The sequence below is a fragment of the Azospirillum aestuarii genome (assembly GCF_016632405.1).
Classification (GTDB): Bacteria; Pseudomonadota; Alphaproteobacteria; order Azospirillales; family Azospirillaceae; genus Azospirillum; species Azospirillum aestuarii.
The window spans coordinates 1-18,759 of record NZ_JAEPIV010000002.1 but is presented as its reverse complement, the minus strand read 5'-3'; the positions used below and the strand labels follow the sequence as shown (position 1 = coordinate 18,759).

The window sequence follows — 18,759 nt, the reverse complement described above, 5'->3', positions numbered from 1 at the left end:
GGGCGGGAGAGGGACCCAGCGTTGCCTCACACCGCCTTGACCAGCGCGTGGCGCTTCTTGCCGGCGCTCAGCTTGATGACGCCGTCGGCGTTCAGGTCGGCGGCGGTGGCCTTGGCGGCCTCGTCGGGGATGGCGGCGTCGTTCATCTTCGCGCCGGCGCCCTTGATGAGACGGCGCGCCTCGCCCTTCGACGCGGCCAGCCCGGCGGAGACCAGCAGGTCCACCACCGCGACCCCGGCCTCAAGCTCGGCGCGGGGCACGTCGATGCTCGGCAGGCCCTCGGCGGCGGCCCCCTGCTCGAAGGTGCGGCGGGCGGTCTCGGCGGCCTCCAGGGCGGCCTCCTCGCCGTGGGCGAGCCTGGTCACCTCGTGGGCGAGGATCTTCTTGGCCTCGTTGATGCCGGCGCCCTCAAGGGCTTCCAGCCGCGCCACCTCGTCCAGCGGCAGTTCGGTGTAGAGACGCAGGAAGCGGCCGACGTCGGCGTCCTCGGTGTTGCGCCAGTACTGCCAGAAATCATAGGCGCTGAGCTTGTCGGCGGTCAGCCACACCGCGCCCGCGGCGGTCTTGCCCATCTTGGCGCCCGACGAGGTGGTCAGCAGCGGGGTGGTCAGGCCGAACAGCTCCGCACCGTCGGTGCGGCGGCCCAGCTCCACGCCGTTGATGATGTTGCCCCACTGGTCCGACCCGCCCATCTGGAGCACGCACTTCTCGCGCCGGAACAGCTCCACGAAGTCATAGGCCTGGAGAATCATGTAGTTGAATTCCAGGAAGGTCAGCGGCTGCTCGCGCTCAAGCCGCAGCTTGACCGATTCGAAGGTCATCATGCGGTTGATCGTGAAGTGCCGGCCGATGTCGCGCAGCAGCGGGATGTATTTCAGCGCGTCCAGCCAGTCGGCGTTGTTGACCATCACCGCGTCCGTGGGGCCGTCGCCGAACGACAGGTAGCGCCCGAAGATGCGCTTGATGCCCGCCATATTGGCGTTGATGGCCTCGTCGGTCAGGAGCTGGCGCGCCTCGTCCTTGCCGGAGGGGTCGCCGATCTTGGTCGTCCCGCCGCCCATCAGGACGATTGGTTTGTGGCCGGTCTTCTGCAGCCAGCGCAGCATCATGATCGGCAGCAGGCTGCCCACATGCAGGCTGTCCGCCGTGCAGTCGAAGCCGATGTAGGCGATGATCGGCCCCTTCGCCGCGCGCTCGTCGAGCCCGGCGAGGTCGGTGCACTGGTGGATGAAGCCGCGTTCCTGCAGCGTGCGGAGGAAATCCGATGTCAGCGTCGTCATGGCCGCGATCCGGCTGTCGTGGTAGGGTCCAGGGTCGCGTCTGTTAGCATGGAACGCGCGGCCCCACAATTCTCGGGGCCGGTTTGATCGGAGATTGAGGCAGGGAATGCAGACGGTCGTCGGGCTGATGAGCGGCACCTCCATGGACGGGATCGACGCGGCGCTGGTCCGCACCGACGGCGAACGCCGCGTGGAGCCGCTGGCCTTCGTCACCATCCCCTACGAGGACGGCTTCCGCGCCGACCTGCGCTCCTGCCTCGGCGGCAAGGGGCCGGTGGAGGCGGTGGAACGCGCCCTGACCGACGCCCACGCCGACGCCGTGCGCCGCCTGCTGGCGGAGGCCGGAACGGAGGCCGCCGCGGTGGATCTGATCGGCTTCCACGGCCAGACGATTTTCCACGACCCGGCGCAGCGCCGCACTTGGCAGATCGGCGACGGCGCGCGGCTGGCGCGGGCGACCGGCATCGCCGTGGTCAACGACTTCCGCGCGGCGGACGTGGCGGCGGGCGGGCAGGGCGCCCCGCTGGTGCCGCTGTTCCACCGCGCGCTGGCCGATGCCCTGCCGCGGCCCTTGGCCGTGCTGAACATCGGGGGCGTCGCCAACGTCACCTGGATCGGCGCGGGGGAGGACGCGGTCATCGCCTGCGACACCGGGCCGGGCAACGCGCTGGTGGACGATTGGGTGCTGTCCGGCCAGGGTGCCCGCTACGATTCCGGCGGGGCGCTGGCGGCGCGGGGCAAAGCGGATGAAGGCGCTCTGGCGGCCTTGCTCGCCCATCCCTATTTCGACCAGCCGGCGCCGAAGTCGCTGGACCGCGACGCCTTTGATCCGGCGCCCGTGCGCGGGTTGTCGGTGGAGGATGGAGCGGCGACCCTGACCGCTTTCACCGCCGCGTCGGTCGCCCGCATCGTCCCGCATTTGCCGGAGGCGCCACTGCGCTGGCTGGTCTGCGGCGGCGGGCGGCACAACGCGACGCTGATGGACATGCTGGCCGACCGGCTGGGCGTGCCGGTCGATCCGGTCGAGGCGGTGGGCTGGAACGGCGACGCGCTGGAGGCCGAAGCCTTCGCCTATCTGGCGGTGCGCAGCCGCAAGGGGCTGCCGCTCAGCCTGCCGGCCACCACCGGTGTCCCGCGGCCGATGAGCGGCGGGCGCTTCCACCCGGTGTGACGCCGGAGGTTACGGGCGCGGACGGCTGTTGTCGGTGCAGTTGTCGGCGTGCTTGCACCAGTTGCCGAAGGTGCTGGCGATCTGGGCGTTGCTGCAGCCGGACAGCAGGAGCGCCGCGAGGCCGGTGACGACGGTGAGGCGAAGGGTTTTCACAACGGTCACTCCGCCACTCACTCCGCCACTCACTCCGCCACCGCGGCGACGGGGTTGCCCATCGCGCGGTCCAGATAATCGTCCACCTGCACCGCCAGATCGTCGCTGCGGTTGGCGAAGAAATGGTTGGCGCCGGGGACGACGCGGTGGTCGATGCGGATGTCCTTCTGGTGCGACAGCTTGGTCACCAGCTTGTTCACCGCCGCCCCCGGAACCAACTCGTCCTTGTCGCCGTGGATGATCAGGCCGGAGGAGGGGCAGGGCGCCAGGAAGGAGAAGTCGAACAGGTTGGCCGGCGGGGAGACGGACACGAAGCCGTCGATCTCCGGGCGGCGCATCAGAAGCTGCATGCCGATCCACGCCCCGAAGGAGACCCCGGCGATCCAGCAGACCGGGGCGTTGGGGTTGTGGGTCTGCAGCCAGTCCAGCGCTGCCGCCGCGTCGGCCAGTTCCCCTTCGCCCTTGTCGTAGGTCCCCTGGCTGCGGCCGACCCCGCGGAAATTGAAGCGCAGGGCCGAGTAGCCGCGCTTCGTGAAGGACTGGAACAGGGTGAAGACCACCTTGTTGTTCATGGTCCCGTTGTGATGCGGGTGCGGATGCAGCAGCAAGGCCATCGGCGCGTTGGGGATCGTGCCGTGTGTGTAGCGCCCTTCCAGACGTCCGGCCGGACCGTTGATCATCACTTCAGGCATGGGAACGGCGATCCTGACGCGAATATAAGGTGATCCGGACCACCGGCGGAGCGGTGAGCGGACGCCACGGCAAGCGGACGTGGTTGCCCATGGACAAGCATGGATTTTTCGCACACAATTCTTGACCGTTTTGCTTGGTCATCATATATGCGTCGATGCGTCCTTCAAGGGCAACCCGCGCGACCGGCGAGGCACGGGTCGAGGGCTCTTGCGAAAGATCACCTCTTCCGGCAAGAGGGCGGACTATACCACGGCGGGTGTTCCGGTGTTCAAGCATCTTCGCGAAGAGATCGACGGTATCATGGCCCGCGACCCGGCCGCGCGGTCACGGGCCGAGGTCGCGCTGTGCTATCCGGGCTTCCACGCCATCGTCATGCACCGCGTCGCGCGCTATTGCTGGGATCGCCGCTGGCACCTGATGGCGCGCGCCGTCTCGCAGATCGCCCGCGCGCTGACCGGCATCGAGATCCATCCGGGCGCCACCATCGGGCGCCGCTTCTTCATCGACCACGGCATGGGCGTCGTCATCGGCGAGACCGCCGAGATCGGTGACGATGTGATGCTTTATCATGGGGTTACGCTGGGCGGAACCTCGCTGAACCAGGGCAAGCGACACCCCACGCTGGAGAGCGGCGTGATCGTCGGCGCGGGAGCGAAGGTGCTGGGGGCCATCACCATCGGGCGCGGCGCCCGCGTCGGCGCCAACGCCGTCGTGGTGGCGGACGTGGCGCCGGGCATCGCCGTGGTCGGCATCCCGGCCAAGGCGGTGGTGACGCGCGACCGCGTCGAGACGCAGAAGTTCATGCCCTACGGCACGCCCTGCGGCGACATCCCCGATCCGGTGGCGCGCGCGCTGAACGGCCTGCTCGATCAGGTGTCGACCCTGCGCCGGCGCGTCGAGGAACTGGAATCGGAGCGCGGTGACGCGCATAATTCATCCGTATACGAAACATCGGGCGTTTCCAACGGGAGCGCCCGGCCCGACAATGGGGTGCGCGAGCCGGTGTCCGCCGACAGCGGTCCGGCGGCGTCCTGTTGAACCAAACACAAACACGAGGCTTGGCGCCGATCCGCTGAACGGTCGGGCCGGGGTGAAGGAAGGGTAAGGAGGGTAAAATGAGACTCAGCACCAAGGGACGCTATGCCGTCATGGCCATGGTCGATCTTGCTGCCACCAGCCAGGGGAGCCCCGTCGCCCTTGCCGACATCGCCGACCGGCAGGAGATTTCGCTCTCTTATCTGGAGCAGCTGTTCGCCAAGCTGCGCAAGGGCGGTCTGGTGAAGAGCGTGCGCGGCCCCGGCGGCGGCTATCTGCTGGCCCATCCGGCGGACGCGACGCGGGTGTCCGACATCATCCTGGCGGTGGACGAGCCGATCCGCACGACCCGCTGCGCCAACGGCACGCCGCAGGGCTGCCGCACCAACCGGTCGCGCTGCCTGACCCACGACCTGTGGGAGGAGCTGGGCAACCAGATCCACATGTATCTCAGCTCGGTCACCGTGGCCGACGTGGTGGAGCGCCGGATCATCGGCACCAGCAGCCTGACCATCCGCGGCCCGCAGCCGGCGGACGAGGGTGCCGCGGTCGCGGCGGAGTAAGGGAGCGCCCTCCGGCCCTTCGTTCCGATGACCCGCGTCTATCTCGACCACAACGCCTCGGCGCCTCTGAAGCCGGCGGTGAAGACGGCGATGATTCAGGCCATGGATCTCGCCGGCAACCCGTCGTCGGTGCACGGCTTCGGCCGCACGGTCCGCCGCGCGGTGGAGGAGGCGCGCGCCCAGGTCGCCGCCCTGGCCGGGGTGCGGCCCGCCCAGGTCTTCTTCACCGGCAGCGGAACGGAAGCCAACAATCTGGCGCTGCGCGGCTTTCCGGGCCGGCAAGTCGTGACCTCCGCCATCGAGCATGATTCGGTGCTGGAGGCGGTGCCCGGCGCCGCCCGCATCCCGGTGAGCCGCGACGGCGTCGCCGACCTCGCCGCGCTCGACCGGATGCTCGCCAGCGGCGACGGCCCGGCGCTGGTTTCCCTGATGCTCGCCAACAACGAGACCGGTGTGATCCAGCCGGTGGCCGAGGCGGCGCGGATCGCCCACGCCCACGGCGCGCTGTTCCATTGCGACGCGGTGCAGGCCGCCGGCCGCCTGTCACTCGATCTCGGGGCGCTTGGCGCCGACCTGCTGACCCTGTCGGCCCACAAAATCGGCGGCCCCGCCGGTGTCGGCGCCCTGATTCTCGCCGACGGGCTGGAGCCGGAGGCGCTGATCCGCGGCGGCGGGCAGGAAAAGCGCCGCCGCGCCGGGACCGAGAACGTCGTCGGCATCGCCGGCTTCGGCGCCGCGGCCCGTCTTGCGCGGCAGGAGCTTCCCGACAGCGCCCGCCTGACCGTCATGCGCGACGCGCTGGAGGTGCTTGCGCTCGCCGCCGTTCCGGCTGCGCGGGTGATGGGGGCCGGCGCGGCGCGGGTCGGCAACACCAGCAACCTGCTGCTGCCCGGCGTGGCGGGGGAGACGCAGGTGATGGCGCTGGACCTCGCCGGTGTGGCGGTCAGCGCCGGCTCGGCCTGTTCCAGCGGCAAGGTGAAGCCGTCCCACGTCCTGGCCGCCATGGGCGAGAGCGCCGGGGACGCTGCCTGCGCCATCCGCGTCAGCCTGGGCTGGGACAGCGACGACGCGGCGGTGGAGCGCTTCGCCGCCGCCTACGCCGCCATGGCGGCAAGGCTGGCCCGTGCCCCTGCGGCGTAATCGCCTCTCCATGACCTCCTCCTCCCGCCGCGGGCCGTGTAAGGTTGCGCGGCGCCCCGCTTCTGGGTATCACCCGGCCGAAGGGACGGCGGCGACCCGCCGGCCTCACGGCCGACCTGTGCAGCGTTTCAACGGACGGCAAGCATGACGACATCCGATTCCGGCCCGCCGCGCTTTCCCAAGGGGAAGGCTTCCATGGGCATCGCCGGGGCCATCGACGGCGACCTGGAGCCGTGCTGGCTGTGCGGTCATTCGGTCGCGGCGCGCGCGATGTTCTGCCATTCCTGCGGGGCGGTGCAGGCGCCGCGCCCGCTCGACCATTTCACCCGGCTGGGTCTGGAGCGCCGCTTCGACATCGAGCCGGAGGCGCTGGCCCGCCAGCACGCCGGTTTCTCCCGCGCCATGGACCCGGAGCGCTTCGCGGCGCGCGGCGCGCGGCAGCAGGCCAACGCCCGTGCCCAGGCCGACGCGCTGGGCGACGCCTATGAGACGCTGCGCGACCCGGTGCGCCGCGCCCGCTATCTGCTGGACCAAATGAACGCCCCCACCGCCGTCCTCTCCGTCGAGGAGGACGAGGAGGTGGCGGCGCTCGCCGACCGGCTGGACGGCACCCCGGACGTCACCGCGGTGGACCGGCTGGCCCAGGACATCGGTCAGCGCGTGGAAAGTTGCATCAAGTATCTTGCCATTGCCTTCCGCAACGGGCAGACCGACAACGCCGCGCGCATCCTCGCGCGGTTGGAGCGGTTGGAGGCGCTGGCGGTCGAATGCCGGACGCGGCGCTCCGTCCCTGCCTCGAAGACACCATAATCATCGCCACCGCACATCGACGCCTTTGTTCAGGAGAGCACCCCAATGCCCAAGATGACCTTCATCGAGCCGAACGGCACCCGCCACGAGGTGGACGCCCCGCTCGGCCTGTCCGTGCTCGAGGTCGCGCATAAGCACGGCCTGGATCTGGAAGGCGCCTGCGAGGGCTCGCTCGCCTGCTCGACCTGCCACGTCATCGTGGAGCCGGAGTGGTTCGACGTGCTGAACGAGGCCTCGGAGGACGAGGAGGACATGCTCGACCTCGCCTTCGGCCTGACCAAGACCTCGCGCCTGGGCTGCCAGATCATCATCAGCGAGGAGCTGGACGGCTTGGCCGTGCGCCTGCCCGGCGGCACCAACAACGCCATGCGCTGACCCACCGCCGCGGCGCCTTTCGGGGCCGCCGCGGTCCGCACCAGCCACCGGGGAACCGGCGCGCCAGCCCCGTTCGCGGGCGGAGCGCCCCGGTTCTCCGGTGGTGAATTTTTTGGGAACCAGCCCATATAGGGCGCCATGATCTCCTACGCCAACTCCCTCGGCATCGCCAAGCGTCCCCAGGACACCCGCGTGGTCGTCGCCATGTCCGGCGGCGTCGATTCCTCCGTCACCGCCGCCGTTCTGCGGGAGGAGGGCTACGACGTGGTCGGCATCACGCTCCAGCTCTACGACCACGGCATCGCCCTGCAGAAGCCGGGCGCCTGCTGCGCCGGGCAGGACATCTACGACGCCCGTCAGGTGGCCGACCGCATCGGCATCCCGCACTATGTGCTGGATTACGAGGGCAAGTTCTCCCAGGACGTGATCGACGACTTCGCCGACACCTATCTGCGCGGCGAGACGCCGATCCCCTGCGTGCGCTGCAACCAGCGGGTCAAGTTCCGCGACCTGCTGAACACCGCCCGCGACCTCGGCGCCGACGCCCTGGCGACGGGCCATTACGTGCGCCGCGTCCAGGGGGCGGCGGGGGCGGAGCTGCACCGCGCCATCGATCCCGGACGCGACCAGAGCTACTTCCTGTTCGCCACGACGCGCGAGCAGCTGGAGTTCCTGCGCTTCCCGCTGGGCGGCCTGACCAAGCCGGAGACCCGCGCGCTGGCCGAGCGCCACGGGCTGGAGGTGGCGGCCAAGCCGGACAGCCAGGACATCTGCTTCGTTCCCAACGGCTCCTACGCCGACGTGGTGGCGAAGCTGCGTCCCGGCTCGGTCGAGCCCGGCGACATCGTCCATGTCGACGGGCGCGTGCTCGGGCGTCACCGCGGCGTGGTTCATTACACGGTGGGCCAGCGCAAGGGGCTGGGCATCGGCGGCATCCGGGGCGAGGAGGAGCCGCTGTTCGTCGTGCGCCTGGAGCCCGGTCAGCGCCGCGTCGTCGTCGGCCCGCGCCGCGAGCTGGCGCGCAGCGTGGTGACGATCCGCGAGGTCAACTGGCTCGGCCCCGCCCTGGCTCCCGGCGAGGGGCTGGAGGTGGAGGTGAAGCTCCGCTCCGCACAGCCGCCCGCTCCGGCGGTGTGGCGTCTGGGCGCGGACGGCACCGCACAGGCCGAACTGCACGAGCCGCAATACGGCGTCGCCCCCGGCCAAGCCTGCGTCGTCTACCAGGGCGACCGGGTGCTGGGCGGTGGCTGGATTGCCGGCACGGGAGCCTGACGAGAACTTCGCAAAAAGTGAAATTTCAGCGTTGACACCCCGGTCCCCCTGGAATACATAAGCGGCCCCGGCACGAACCGCGGCGGCCAACACCGAAACGGACCGCGCTGGGAGATGATGGTAAGCACGATGGCAGCGTAGCTCAGTGGTAGAGCAGGGGAATCATAATCCCTTGGTCGGGGGTTCAAATCCCTCCGCTGCTACCATCATAAAGGCCAGTCAATCCAATGGGTTGGCTGGCCTTTTTCATTTCCGACCCATGCCCCATGAGCGCCGTTAGACTCCCGGTTAGACAGGTCAGGCACCGCGGCTGTTCCGCGCGTGTTGGCGTCAACGGCAGGGGCCTTGAAGCGGCGTGGTTGGAAGGACGTGCGCGAACATGTCGCGCTGGGCGGCGGGTGGCGTTCGGGTAGGTTATCAGGCGTGCATACGCCTGCCACCGCCTTCCGAAAAATCGAGACCCTTCATCCCGTCATGGGCGCCAAGACGAACCTGCAAGCCGCGTTGGCAAAGCATATGGCCGGGGATTTGCGTGGCGCCGAGGCGCTGTACCGGGACATGATCCGCCGCTATCCCCGCGCGCCCGAGACGCGGCATGCCCATGGCAACCTTGGCGCCATCCATTTGGTCGAAGGGCGGATGGAGCAAGCGGAACAGAGCCTGCGCGCGGCCTTGCGGCTTGCGCCGAACGACCCCGGCGTGCTCGGCAACCTCGGGCTCGCGCTTCGTGGGCGTGGCCGCCTCGACGAGGCGGTGTCATGTCATCGCAAGGCGCTCAACGGCGCCCCGACCTCCGCCAACGCGCTCAACAATCTGGGCGTGTCATTGACGGAGCGTGGCGATACGGAGGAAGCGATCGCTTGCTTCGAGCGGCTTCTCGGGCTGACGCCGGGCGCCCCCGATGCTCTGTTCAACCTTGGCGTCGCGTTCGAGCGGGCGAACCGGCTCGAGGAGGCCGCCCGCCACTATAGAAAGGTTCTGGACCGGGCGCCGGGGCACATGGGCGCGCTGAACAACCTGGGCAACACCCTGGGCGAACTGGGTGCCGTGGACGAGGCGCTGGATTGTTACGGTCGCGCGCTGTCCCTCGATCCCGAGAACGCCGACGCCCATTGGAACCGCGCGCTGACGCGGTTGCTGCTCGGCGATTTCGCAAACGGATGGCGTGAATTCGAATGGCGTTGGAAAGCGCCGGTCATGCAAGGCCAGCGTCGCCGGTTCGACCAGCCGGCGTGGAATGGCGGGCCGCTGACCGGCCGGACCATCCTTCTGCACGCCGAACAGGGGCTGGGCGACACGCTCCAGTTTCTGCGCTTTGTGCCCCTGCTGCGGGACGCGGGAGCGACGCGCGTCCTGCTGGAGGTCCAGCCGCCTCTTCTCTCCCTGTTGCGGGAGTCCCCGGCCGTCGAGGGCGTGGCGGTGATCCCGCGTTCCCCCGACTTTCCGGGCGGGAGCCACCTGCCGCCCTTTGACCTGCACGCGCCGCTGATGAGCCTGCCGTTGCTGCTGAACCGCAGCCATCCCGTGGCGCCGGACACCCCGATGCTGCGTGCGTCGGAGGCCGCCACACGCATCTGGACGGACCGTCTGGCCGCCGCTGCGCCGAGCGCCCGGATTCGTTGCGGCCTTGTGTGGGCCGGACGGCGCGAGCACGCCAACGACCGCCGCCGCTCCCTTCCCCTTGCCGCCCTCGCGCCGCTCCGGGAGTTGGCCGGAGTTCAATGGGTGTCCCTGCAGATCGGCCCGGCGGTGGCTGATCTGGCCTCCTGGTCCGACGCTCCCTTCGACGCGTCGCCCTTCCTGACCGATTTCGCGGCGACGGCGGCGGCACTGGCGTCGCTTGACCTCGTCGTCACCGTGGACACCGCCGTGGCGCATCTGGCCGGCAGCCTGGGCCGGCCGACATGGGTGCTGCTGCCTTTTGCGCCGGACTGGCGTTGGATGCTCGGACGCGCGGACAGCCCGTGGTACCCGACGGCCCGCCTGTTCCGGCAAAGCCGCGTGGGCGATTGGCCGGGCCCGGTGTCCGAAGTCGCCGGGGAACTGCAACGACTGGCCGACGGGCGGGGCGCCCCTCAATCCTCGGTCAGCGCGTGCGCCATGGCGTCCTGCAACGGCGCCAGCACGTAATCGATGGCCCGGCGCTGGCCGGTCGCGATCAGCACATCGGCGGGCATGCCCGGATGCAGGGCCGCCGGGCCGATGCGCTCCAGCGCGCCGGGCAGGGGGCGGACGCGGGCCACGAAGTAGGGAGCGTGGGTCGTCGGATCGGTCAGGCGATCGGCGGAAACGTCGACAACGGTGGCGTCGATCGAGGGCGTGCGGCGGGGCTTGAAGGCGCTGAGGCGGACCTGCGCGGTCTGGCCGGCCTTCACCACGTCGATGTCCAGCGGGTCGATGCGCGCCTCGATGGTCGGCGGGCCGCTGTCCGGAACGATGTCCATCAGCGGCTCGCCCGGCTTCACCACTCCGCCGACGGTGAAGACGGCCAGTCCGACCACACGGCCCGGAACGGGGGCGCGGATCTCCGTGCGCTCCACCGCGTCGCGGGCGGCCTTCAAGCGGGCGGCGGTCTGGTCCAAGGCGTTCTGCGCCTCCTCCATCTCCGCGGCGATGTCGGAGCGGCGGGCCGTCTCCTTGGCGTGGATCTGGGTGTCGGCGACCGTCACCGCCTGTTCGGCCAGCAGGGCGCGGGCGTGGGACTGATCGCGGGTGCCGGCCAGGTCGGCCATGGCGCGCTTCAGCGACAGGACCCGCAGCTTGCGTTCCAGCCCCTTGTTGAAGAGGTCGAGCACACCGGCCAACTCCTCCTCGATGTAGACGATCTGCTCCGCCGCCGCGCGTTCCTGGGCGCGGTGGGCGGTCACCTCGCGCTCGGCCTGCAGACGCTGTTCGCGCAGCACGGCCATGTCGCCGTCATGGCGGGTCCAGCGGGAGGCGAACAGTTGCTGCTGCACGGCCAGGGCGCGCCGGGCGGCGGCGCTTCCATCCACCAGCTCCGCCGGGACGGAGAAGGCGCGCTGGCCGGCGTATTCGGCGCGCAGGCGGGCCATGCGGACCAGGGCGGCGGCCTGTTCGGTGGACAGCTCCTCCAGGGTGGCGCGGCTCTGCGTCCCTTCCAGGCGGAGCAGGGTCTGCCCGGCGGCCACCGTGTCGCCGTCTCGCACCGCCAGCTCGGCGACGATGCCGCCTTCCAAGTGCTGGATGGTCTTGCGGTTGCCGTCCACCACCACGGTGCCCGGCGCGTGGGCGGCGCTGTCCAGCGGGGCCAGGAAGCCCCAGCCGAGTCCGGCGCCCAGCGCCAGGGCGATCACTGCGCAGCCCGCCCGCACAGCGCCGCCGATGGAAGGCTCGGCGCGGCGCGGCTCCGCCGGGATGGCGCTTCGGTCCAGCAGCGTGTCGGTCGTCGTCATCTCGAAGTCTCCAATCAGGGGGTGGCGGTGGCGGCAACCGGCTGCGGTGTGGCGGTGCCCAGACGCCGGACCATCTCGGCCCGCGTCGCGGTCTGGTCGATCATGCCGTCGCGCAGCACGACGATGCGGTCCACCGCGTCGAGGACGCAGCGGCGGTGGGCGATCACCACCACCGCGGCGCCTCCGGCCTTGGCCTCGGCGATGGCGCGCAGCAGCGCCGCCTCGCCGGCCTGGTCCAGGTTCGCGTTGGGCTCGTCGAGAACGATCAGGCGGGGATCGCCGTAGAGGGCGCGGGCGAGCGCGATGCGTTGCCTCTGCCCGCCGGAGAGCAGGGCGCCGCCCTCGCCGATCTCCGTCCGGTAGCCGTCGGGGAGGCGGCCGATCATCTCATGCACGCCGGCCCGCCGCGCCGCCGCGGTGACCAGCGTCGGGTCGGCGTCGCCCAGCCGGGCGATGGCGTCCTCCACGGTGGCGCCGAGCAGGCCGACGCCCTGGGGCAGATAACCGACATGCCGCCCGCAGTCGTCGCGGTGCCAGCGCCACACATTGTGGCCGTCGAGGTAGACGCCGCCCTGGGTCGGCTCCAGCACGCCGACCAGCAGCCGGGCCAGCGTGGACTTGCCCGCCGCCGAGGGGCCGACGATTCCCACCGCCTCCCCCGGCTCGACCGAGAAGGAGAGGCCGCGCAGCGTCGGACGGTCCGACCCCGGCGGGACGTAGGTCACGCGGTCCAGCAGCAGGGAACCGCTGGGGCGGGGCAGGGGGGCGCCCGGCGCGGGTGCCGCGTCCGCGGTGAACAGGACGCGCAGGCGGCGCAGGCTCTCGCGGGCCGAGGACCAGTTCCGCCAGGAGTCGATCAGCTGTTCGAAGGGCGCCAGCGCGCGGCCCATCAGGATGGAGGCGGCCAGCATGCTGCCCGGCGACACCTGCCGGTCCAGCACCAGCATCGTGCCGGCGGCGAGGATCGCCACCTGGGCGGTCATCCGGAAGACCTTGGCGAGCGAGGCGACGGCCTGCGCCCGTCCGGCGGTCTGGTTGACCAAGCGCAGATGATCGTCCTGAACCGCCTGCCAGCGGCGGCGCAGGTTGCCCATCATGCCCATTGCGGCGACGGCCTCCACGCCGTGCGACGCCGCCTCGACCTCGGCGCCGTGTCGGCACAGGGCGCGGTTGGCCTCCGCCGCACCCGGCATGGTCAGCATCCGGCCCAACAGGCTCACCCCGACCAGACACAGGATGCTTGCTCCGCAGACGAGGCCGTAGATCGGGTGGATCAGCGTCAGGAACAGCAGGAAGACGAGGCTGAGCGCGGCGTCGAGCGGTGCCGTGAGGCTCGGTCCGGACAGGAACTGGCGCAATTCGTTCACGTCGCGCAGCACCTGGGCCGGGCGGCTGGGGCCGCCGCGCAGCAGGCCGCCCATCGACGCCTCCAGGGCGTCCATGGTCAGGCTGCGCGCCGCGAGATGCCCCATGGCCTGGGTCAGCCGCCCGCGGATCGCCTCGACCAGCCCGAACACGGCGAAGCAGCCCAGGGCCAGCAGCGACAGGGCCACCAAGGTCTCCACGCTGCGGCTGCCCAGAACGCGGTCGTAGACCTGCATCGTGTAGAGCGGCATCGCCAGCTGGATGAGGGCGAGAAAGACGCTGAACCCGCCCGCGGCGGCGAGGCCGGTGGCGATGCGCCGCCGGATCGCGCCCAGGGCGGGCGGGTGGGCGGATGGGCCGGTGGATGGGCTGCGGCGGGTTTCCCGTGCGGCCATGGGAAGGGCGCTCCTGTCGTCCGGAGAAAGGAAAGGGGCGCGCCGGGAAGGACGGCGCGCCCGGAACCTCGGTCAGGCGGATCAGTAGAAGGAGATGTCGCCCATCGGGTTGTCGCCCTTCACGATCAGGTCGTGATAGCCGGTGTCGTTGGCCGCGTTCCACGTGACGACGTAATTACCGTCCTTCTGCCAGATGCTGTATTGGCCGTCGGCGGGCGCGCTGGTCGAGCCGGCATAGCTGTAGCTGCCCTTCAGCCAGATCTGGTCCTCGTCCTTGAAGTCGGTGATGGTGTCGGCGTTGCCGGCGTAGATGTCGCCGCTGTCCTTCGTCTCGAAGAAGAACCAGTCGGCCCCGGCCCCGCCGGTCATCTGGTCCTTGCCCATGCCGCCGTAGAGGTCGTCGAAAGTGTCGCCGCCGCTCAGCGTGTCGTTGCCCTCGCCGCCGTAGAGCTTGTCGTACCCGCTCTCGCCATAGAGCTGGTCGTTGCCGCTGCCGCCATAGAGCGTGTCGGTGCCGTAATAGCCCATCAGCAGGTCGTTGCCCGACTCGCCGTAGAGCACGTCGTTGCCGTTCCAGCCGTCCAGCGTGTCGTTGCCGGACCAGCCGAGGATGGTGTCGTTGCCGTCATAACCTTGCACGTAGTCATTGCTGACGCCGTACTTGATCATGTCGAGATAGTCGGCGTTGTTGGTGCCATAGACGTTTGCCATTGATGCGTTTCCTTCGGATCAGGGGATTGTGCCATGCAGGGGGAGGCGTATTCTTCGGCGTTCCTTTTGCCGGTTCGTTTCGAAGACCTCGCCCTTGCACAGCCATTCTTCCCGGATCGGGCATCCGGCACTGTTGTCCACTTCACAGTTTTGCACAGGAGAGAAAAAGCGCTGCGATCAGCGCCTCCGGTGCAGGATCATCCCGCCATGGTGCAGCACCCCGTCGATGAAGTCGCCGTCGGCGGTGAAGCCGGTGTCGTCCCAATAGTCGATGTGGTCGCCGGTGACCCGATAGCGGCCTTGGTACGCCTTCTCCCGGTTGCCCCGCGCCTCGACGTAGCGGTTGTCGGGGAGAAGCTCGTGGCGGACGCGGCCATCTTCCGTCACCCACAGGCCGACATAGGGGTGATCCGCCTGCGCCACCCCAGGCCGGTCGGCGGACTGGGCCAGCGCCTTGCGGTCGGGCAGGGCCTCGGCGCCGGCGGCGAGCAGGGCGGCCGTCAGGGTGGCGGTTCGGGCGAAAGCGCGTTTCATGGCGTGCCTCCTTCCGACGGGCGGCGCTCGCCGAACAGCTCCGACAGGGTGCGTGCGGCGGAGATCGCGCGGGGGAAGCCCGCCGGGACCGTCACCATGTAGACGATCTCCTTCAACTCGTCCTCGGAGACGCCGGCGTTGAGCGCGTAGCCGGCGTGGATCTTCATGAAGGCCGTCTCGCCGATGGCGGCGAAGGCGGCGACGGCGGCCAGCTGGCGGGTCCGCGTGTCCAGCCCCGGCCGGGACCAGACGTCACCCAGCGCGTAGGCCTCGGTGGCCTCCGCCAGGAAGGGAAACTCCTCGCGCATCCGCTCCAGTGTGGGCTGGGGCTGGCTGTTGTTCAGGCTGCGGATCACCTCGCCGCCGCGCTTGGCGCGCTCCTCCGTGGTCAGGGCGGCGGCGGGCATCGCCGGAACCGCGGCGAGCAGCCCCGCCGCGACGAGGGTGCGCAGGCGCGCGGGCGGACGGCCGAGGGTGTCGGTGGCGTGGGTCATGCTGACTTCCTTCGCTTTGGCTGGCTCAATGGCTGGCCGTGGGACGGACCACGATCTCGTTGGTGTCCACGTCGTCCGGCTGCTCGATGGCGTGCAGGATGGCCCGCCCGATGGCGTCCGGCTTGATGGAGACGGCGCGGTAGCTCCGCATCAGCTCCTCGGCCTCCGGGTCGGTGATGGTGTGGGCCAGCTCCGATTCCACGACACCGGGGCAGACGCAGGTGACGCGCAGCCGCTCGTTCTCCTGGCGCAGCCCGTCGGAAATGGCCCGCACCGCGTATTTCGTCGCGCAGTAGACGGCGGCGGTCGGCGACACGGCGAGCGCTCCGATGGAGGCGATGTTGATGATCTGGCCGAAGCCCTGGCCGTTCATGACCGGCAGCACCGCGGCGATGCCGTAGAGGACACCGCGGATGTTCACGTCGATCATGCGGTCCCATTCCTCGACCTTCAGCGAGGCGATGGGGGACAGCGGCATGACCCCGGCGTTGTTGACCAGCACGTCGATGCGCCCGAACCGCTCCTGCGCGAAGGCGGCGAAGGCCGCCATGTCCGCGCGGCTCGTCACGTCCAGCGCGCGGACCTCGGCGGTCCCGCCCCCGGACTGGATGTCGGCGGCCAGGGCCTCCAGCCGGTCCGTCCGGCGGGCGCCGAGCAGCAGCTTCGCCCCGGCGGCGCCGAGGACGCGGGCGGTGCCTTCGCCGATGCCGCTGGAGGCGCCGGTGATGAGAATCGTCTTGTCGGTGATCGCGGTCATATCGTGCTCCCTTCCGTCGATCGTTGCGGTGACGGAGAAAAGCTATGATCAACCGGTCGATAGTTCGAGTTGCCAATCATGAACAGGCTGGTTAGGTTCTCTAACCAATGAGCGATCCTTTCGAAGGCATGGCGGCGTTTCTGGCGGTGGCCGAGACGCTCAACTTCCGCCGGGCGTCCGAGCGCCTGGGCGTCACCCGTTCCGCCGTCAGCCAGGCGGTCCGCCGGCTGGAGGATCGGATCGGCGTGCCGCTTCTCCAAAGGACGACGCGCAGCGTGCGGCTGACCGACGCGGGCGCGCATCTGCTGGCCGCGACGCGCCCGGCGCTGGCGGAGATCGGCACGGCGCTGGAGGTCATCGCCTCGGCGCACGGGGCGCCGGGCGGGACGTTGCGGCTGGCCGTCTCATCCATCGCGGAGAGCATCCTGGAGGGGGAGGCGCTGGCCGGCTTTCTGGCCGCCCACCCATCGGTCGGCGTCGACATCCTGGTGACCGACGAGGAGTTCGACATCGTCGCGGCGGGTTTCGACGCGGGCGTCCGGCTGGGCGAAGCCATCGAGCAGGACATGATCGCGGTCCCGGTCTCGGCCCCGCAGCGGCAGTTGGTGGTGGCCTCACCGGCCTATCTGGCAGAGTTTGGCCGTCCAGCCCATCCACGCGACCTGCTCGCCCACCGCTGCATCGGCTGGCGTCCGGCGCCGGACGTGGCGCCCTACCGCTGGGAGTTCACCGAGGACGGCCGCGACTTCGATATCGCGGTGAATCCGCGGGTCGCGACCAACGACATGGGGATGATGGTCCGGCTGGCCCTGGCCGGCGCCGGGATCACCTGCGGCATGGAGGAGACCTTCCGGCCCCATCTGGAACGCGGCGCGCTGGTGGCCGTCCTGGAGGCGTTCTGCCCGCCCTTTGCCGGCTTCCATCTCTACTACCCCAGCCGCCGGACGGTGCCGCCGCGGCTGCGCGCCTTCATCGACCATTTGCGCGTGCGGAACGGCGCGTCGCCGAGAGCGTCACGTCAGGGTTGAGGCGAGGTGTTACCGCGGCATCAGCGCGAACACGCCCCAGCCCAGATAGTCCCGCGTGTGGGTGGCGTAGCGCACCGGTTCCGAGTTCAGTTTGGCTCGAATGTCCTTCGCGAAGTCGTCGCCGGGATTGGCTTCCAGCCAGCGGCGCATGGTCAGCCATTTCGCCGCCTCGTAGCGGTCCCAGCCGTCCTGATCGGCCAGAACCATCTCAACGACATCGCAGCCAAGGCGGCCGAAGGACGCGAGAAGCTCCGGGAGCGTGAGGAAATCGGACGTTGCGTTGGCAAGGCACCCCTTGGCGACATCGTCCGTCGGCGGCATCTGCCTCCAGAAGGGCTCGCCGATGAGGATGATCCCTCCGGTGCGCAGGCTCCGCGCCAGAAGCTCGACCGTGCCGGCGACACCACCGGCAATCCAGGTGGCACCGACACAGGCGGCCACATCGACCTTCTCGTCGGAGACATAACCGGCGGCATCACCGTGGATGAACGCGACCCGATCGGCGACGCCGAGTTCGACGGCACGGAGCTTCGCCTGCTCGGTGAACAGCCGGCTCATGTCGATGCCGGTCCCGGTGATGCCGTGATCGCGCGCCCAGCTGCACAGCATCTCCCCCGAACCGCTGCCCAGGTCGAGCACCCGGTCCCCTGCCTCCAGACGCAACGCCGCGCCGAGGATGGCGAGCTTCTCCGGTGTGATCGGGTTGTGGATGCGGTGGGCGCTTTCACTGATCGTGAAGATCCGGGGAATGTCCACTTTGGCCGATTTCATTGAACGAATGCGACGAGCGGGCGATCTCGCGTCGGAACGAACGCGGCGGTCCGGCGAACGAGGATGGTGAGGCCATGACCGCGCATGATTGCAGGATAACCCGCGCGGTCGTGTCTCAACAAGTTCTCATCATGGTTGTGCGGAGTGCGGCGCTTGAACCGGCCCCCGTTTCCGGAGGCCAACCCCCACAGCTTGCGGTTCGCATCGCAACGTCCTGCCGCCTGAAACGGAAACGGCGGGTGCCGAGGCCCGAAGGCCCCGGCACCCGCCGTTCCGTATCGCGTGTATGCGTCCTCAGCCGAACCAGGCGGCGACGTTGCCGGTCTGGCCGAGGATGGTGATGCGGTTGCCCGAGCCGACGTCGAGGGTGGTGTTGCCGCCCTCCACCCGCGCCGAGCGGATCACCGCGCCGAGGTCCATGCTGGCGTCGTAAAGGGCCAGACGGTCCACACCCGCCTGGAAGTCCATCACCACCGAGCCGCCCGAGGCCCGCCCGAAGGCGAACAGATCCGCGCCTTCGCCGCCCCACAGCGTGTCCGCCCCGCCGTCGGCGAACAGCACGTCGTTGCCCGACCCGCCGTTCAGGAGGTCATTGCCCGCCCCGCCGAACAGCGTGTCGTTGCCGTCCTCGCCGAACAGCGTGTCGTCGCCGTCGTCACCGGTGGCCAGGTCGTCGCCCGCACCAAGCCCGATCAGGTCGCGGCCCGCCCCGCCCAGCGCCACGTCGTTGCCCGCCCCGCCGCTGATCGTGTCGTCGCCCGCGTCGCCGACCAGCAGGTCGTCGCCCTCCTCGCCGAAC

General features: G+C 70.0%; 20 protein-coding genes and 1 tRNA gene. 10 read left to right on the top strand and 11 right to left on the bottom strand.

The genetic code is table 11. The features are described from left to right. Positions 1-26: 26 nt before the first annotated feature. The gene (tyrS, locus tag JJL56_RS04755) at positions 27-1,280 is read right to left on the bottom strand and encodes a tyrosine--tRNA ligase (RefSeq protein ID WP_145622330.1); all 1,254 of its coding nucleotides are present in this window, start codon (positions 1,278-1,280) and stop codon (positions 27-29) included. A gap of 106 nt (positions 1,281-1,386) precedes the next feature. Between tyrS and JJL56_RS04750 the strand changes: the two genes are divergently transcribed. Beyond that, positions 1,387-2,451, top strand: a complete 1,065-nt coding sequence (locus JJL56_RS04750) for an anhydro-N-acetylmuramic acid kinase (protein WP_200484355.1) — start codon at positions 1,387-1,389, stop codon at positions 2,449-2,451. 9 nt (positions 2,452-2,460) lie between these two features. Here the strand turns inward: JJL56_RS04750 and JJL56_RS04745 are convergent, their stop codons facing one another. Further along, positions 2,461-2,604 (bottom strand): hypothetical protein, encoded by a 144-nt coding sequence (locus tag JJL56_RS04745; RefSeq protein ID WP_200484354.1) that lies wholly within the window; start codon positions 2,602-2,604, stop codon positions 2,461-2,463. 29 nt (positions 2,605-2,633) lie between these two features. Further along, positions 2,634-3,296, bottom strand: a complete 663-nt coding sequence (locus JJL56_RS04740; RefSeq protein WP_014239834.1) for an alpha/beta hydrolase — start codon at positions 3,294-3,296, stop codon at positions 2,634-2,636. 265 nt (positions 3,297-3,561) lie between these two features. Here JJL56_RS04740 and epsC point away from each other — a divergent pair, with 265 nt between their 5' ends. The 8 genes from epsC to JJL56_RS04700 all read left to right on the top strand — a co-directional run bounded on the left by epsC (position 3,562) and on the right by JJL56_RS04700 (position 10,622). Beyond that, positions 3,562-4,335, top strand: coding sequence for a serine O-acetyltransferase (gene epsC / locus JJL56_RS04735; protein ID WP_247889198.1), 774 nt, complete (start codon positions 3,562-3,564; stop codon positions 4,333-4,335). A 77-nt stretch (positions 4,336-4,412) separates the two neighbouring features. Further along, positions 4,413-4,895 carry an Rrf2 family transcriptional regulator gene (locus JJL56_RS04730; RefSeq protein WP_014239836.1) on the top strand — a complete coding sequence of 161 codons (483 nt, stop codon included), beginning with the start codon at positions 4,413-4,415 and terminating at the stop codon, positions 4,893-4,895. Positions 4,896-4,922: 27 nt separating this feature from the next. Then, positions 4,923-6,035 (top strand): cysteine desulfurase family protein, encoded by a 1,113-nt coding sequence (locus JJL56_RS04725; RefSeq protein ID WP_200484353.1) that lies wholly within the window; start codon positions 4,923-4,925, stop codon positions 6,033-6,035. A 144-nt stretch (positions 6,036-6,179) separates the two neighbouring features. Next, positions 6,180-6,845 (top strand): molecular chaperone DnaJ, encoded by a 666-nt coding sequence (locus tag JJL56_RS04720; protein WP_200484352.1) that lies wholly within the window; start codon positions 6,180-6,182, stop codon positions 6,843-6,845. Positions 6,846-6,890: 45 nt separating this feature from the next. Continuing rightward, positions 6,891-7,220 carry a ferredoxin family 2Fe-2S iron-sulfur cluster binding protein gene (locus tag JJL56_RS04715; RefSeq protein WP_035672428.1) on the top strand — a complete coding sequence of 110 codons (330 nt, stop codon included), beginning with the start codon at positions 6,891-6,893 and terminating at the stop codon, positions 7,218-7,220. A gap of 138 nt (positions 7,221-7,358) precedes the next feature. Beyond that, entirely contained in the window at positions 7,359-8,492 is a 1,134-nt protein-coding gene (mnmA, locus tag JJL56_RS04710; RefSeq protein WP_145622318.1) for a tRNA 2-thiouridine(34) synthase MnmA, read from the top strand. Positions 8,493-8,623: 131 nt separating this feature from the next. Beyond that, a tRNA-Met gene (locus tag JJL56_RS04705) sits at positions 8,624-8,698 on the top strand. A 163-nt stretch (positions 8,699-8,861) separates the two neighbouring features. Further along, positions 8,862-10,622, top strand: a complete 1,761-nt coding sequence (locus JJL56_RS04700; protein ID WP_200484351.1) for a tetratricopeptide repeat protein — start codon at positions 8,862-8,864, stop codon at positions 10,620-10,622. On the opposite strand, the gene JJL56_RS04695 is transcribed toward JJL56_RS04700, so the two are convergent. The 6 genes from JJL56_RS04695 to JJL56_RS04670 form a co-directional block, all read right to left on the bottom strand. After that, positions 10,568-11,905: an HlyD family type I secretion periplasmic adaptor subunit gene (locus tag JJL56_RS04695; protein WP_200484350.1), complete on the bottom strand. Its 1,338-nt coding sequence runs from the start codon at positions 11,903-11,905 to the stop codon at positions 10,568-10,570. The genes JJL56_RS04700 and JJL56_RS04695 overlap by 55 nt on opposite strands. A 14-nt stretch (positions 11,906-11,919) precedes the next feature. Continuing rightward, on the bottom strand, positions 11,920-13,665 hold the full coding sequence (locus JJL56_RS04690; protein WP_200484349.1) for a type I secretion system permease/ATPase: 1,746 nt from the start codon (positions 13,663-13,665) through the stop codon (positions 11,920-11,922). An 81-nt stretch (positions 13,666-13,746) separates the two neighbouring features. Further along, complete coding sequence (locus JJL56_RS04685; RefSeq protein WP_145622308.1) at positions 13,747-14,376, bottom strand: calcium-binding protein; 630 nt, start codon at positions 14,374-14,376, stop codon at positions 13,747-13,749. Positions 14,377-14,553: 177 nt separating this feature from the next. Next, complete coding sequence (locus JJL56_RS04680) at positions 14,554-14,910, bottom strand: Atu4866 domain-containing protein (protein ID WP_145622306.1); 357 nt, start codon at positions 14,908-14,910, stop codon at positions 14,554-14,556. Then, complete coding sequence (locus JJL56_RS04675; protein WP_145622303.1) at positions 14,907-15,404, bottom strand: carboxymuconolactone decarboxylase family protein; 498 nt, start codon at positions 15,402-15,404, stop codon at positions 14,907-14,909. The genes JJL56_RS04680 and JJL56_RS04675 overlap by 4 nt, the downstream gene beginning before the upstream one ends. Before the next feature lie 25 nt (positions 15,405-15,429). Next, positions 15,430-16,161: an SDR family oxidoreductase gene (locus JJL56_RS04670; protein WP_200484348.1), complete on the bottom strand. Its 732-nt coding sequence runs from the start codon at positions 16,159-16,161 to the stop codon at positions 15,430-15,432. 107 nt (positions 16,162-16,268) lie between these two features. On the opposite strand from JJL56_RS04670, the gene JJL56_RS04665 reads away from it, so the two are divergent. Further along, positions 16,269-17,189 (top strand): LysR family transcriptional regulator, encoded by a 921-nt coding sequence (locus JJL56_RS04665; RefSeq protein ID WP_145622299.1) that lies wholly within the window; start codon positions 16,269-16,271, stop codon positions 17,187-17,189. 9 nt (positions 17,190-17,198) lie between these two features. On the opposite strand, the gene JJL56_RS04660 is transcribed toward JJL56_RS04665, so the two are convergent. Both JJL56_RS04660 and JJL56_RS04655 read right to left on the bottom strand, forming a co-directional pair. Continuing rightward, positions 17,199-17,945 (bottom strand): methyltransferase domain-containing protein, encoded by a 747-nt coding sequence (locus JJL56_RS04660; protein WP_200484347.1) that lies wholly within the window; start codon positions 17,943-17,945, stop codon positions 17,199-17,201. 309 nt (positions 17,946-18,254) lie between these two features. Then, positions 18,255-18,759: calcium-binding protein (locus tag JJL56_RS04655; RefSeq protein ID WP_282188920.1), on the bottom strand; the 505-nt coding region annotated here is incomplete at its 5' end.

What these genes read in the sequence shown, in the direction of transcription:
- tyrS (WP_145622330.1), bottom strand. Translation starts at nt 1,280, where the DNA reads ATGACGACGCTGACATCGGATTTCCTCCGCACGCTGCAGGAACGCGGC.
- JJL56_RS04750 (WP_200484355.1), top strand. Translation starts at nt 1,387, where the DNA reads ATGCAGACGGTCGTCGGGCTGATGAGCGGCACCTCCATGGACGGGATC.
- JJL56_RS04740 (WP_014239834.1), bottom strand. Translation starts at nt 3,296, where the DNA reads ATGCCTGAAGTGATGATCAACGGTCCGGCCGGACGTCTGGAAGGGCGC.
- JJL56_RS04730 (WP_014239836.1), top strand. Translation starts at nt 4,413, where the DNA reads ATGAGACTCAGCACCAAGGGACGCTATGCCGTCATGGCCATGGTCGAT.
- JJL56_RS04725 (WP_200484353.1), top strand. Translation starts at nt 4,923, where the DNA reads ATGACCCGCGTCTATCTCGACCACAACGCCTCGGCGCCTCTGAAGCCG.
- JJL56_RS04720 (WP_200484352.1), top strand. Translation starts at nt 6,180, where the DNA reads ATGACGACATCCGATTCCGGCCCGCCGCGCTTTCCCAAGGGGAAGGCT.
- JJL56_RS04715 (WP_035672428.1), top strand. Translation starts at nt 6,891, where the DNA reads ATGCCCAAGATGACCTTCATCGAGCCGAACGGCACCCGCCACGAGGTG.
- mnmA (WP_145622318.1), top strand. Translation starts at nt 7,359, where the DNA reads ATGATCTCCTACGCCAACTCCCTCGGCATCGCCAAGCGTCCCCAGGAC.
- JJL56_RS04695 (WP_200484350.1), bottom strand. Translation starts at nt 11,905, where the DNA reads ATGACGACGACCGACACGCTGCTGGACCGAAGCGCCATCCCGGCGGAG.
- JJL56_RS04690 (WP_200484349.1), bottom strand. Translation starts at nt 13,665, where the DNA reads ATGGCCGCACGGGAAACCCGCCGCAGCCCATCCACCGGCCCATCCGCC.
- JJL56_RS04685 (WP_145622308.1), bottom strand. Translation starts at nt 14,376, where the DNA reads ATGGCAAACGTCTATGGCACCAACAACGCCGACTATCTCGACATGATC.
- JJL56_RS04680 (WP_145622306.1), bottom strand. Translation starts at nt 14,910, where the DNA reads ATGAAACGCGCTTTCGCCCGAACCGCCACCCTGACGGCCGCCCTGCTC.
- JJL56_RS04675 (WP_145622303.1), bottom strand. Translation starts at nt 15,404, where the DNA reads ATGACCCACGCCACCGACACCCTCGGCCGTCCGCCCGCGCGCCTGCGC.
- JJL56_RS04670 (WP_200484348.1), bottom strand. Translation starts at nt 16,161, where the DNA reads ATGACCGCGATCACCGACAAGACGATTCTCATCACCGGCGCCTCCAGC.
- JJL56_RS04665 (WP_145622299.1), top strand. Translation starts at nt 16,269, where the DNA reads ATGAGCGATCCTTTCGAAGGCATGGCGGCGTTTCTGGCGGTGGCCGAG.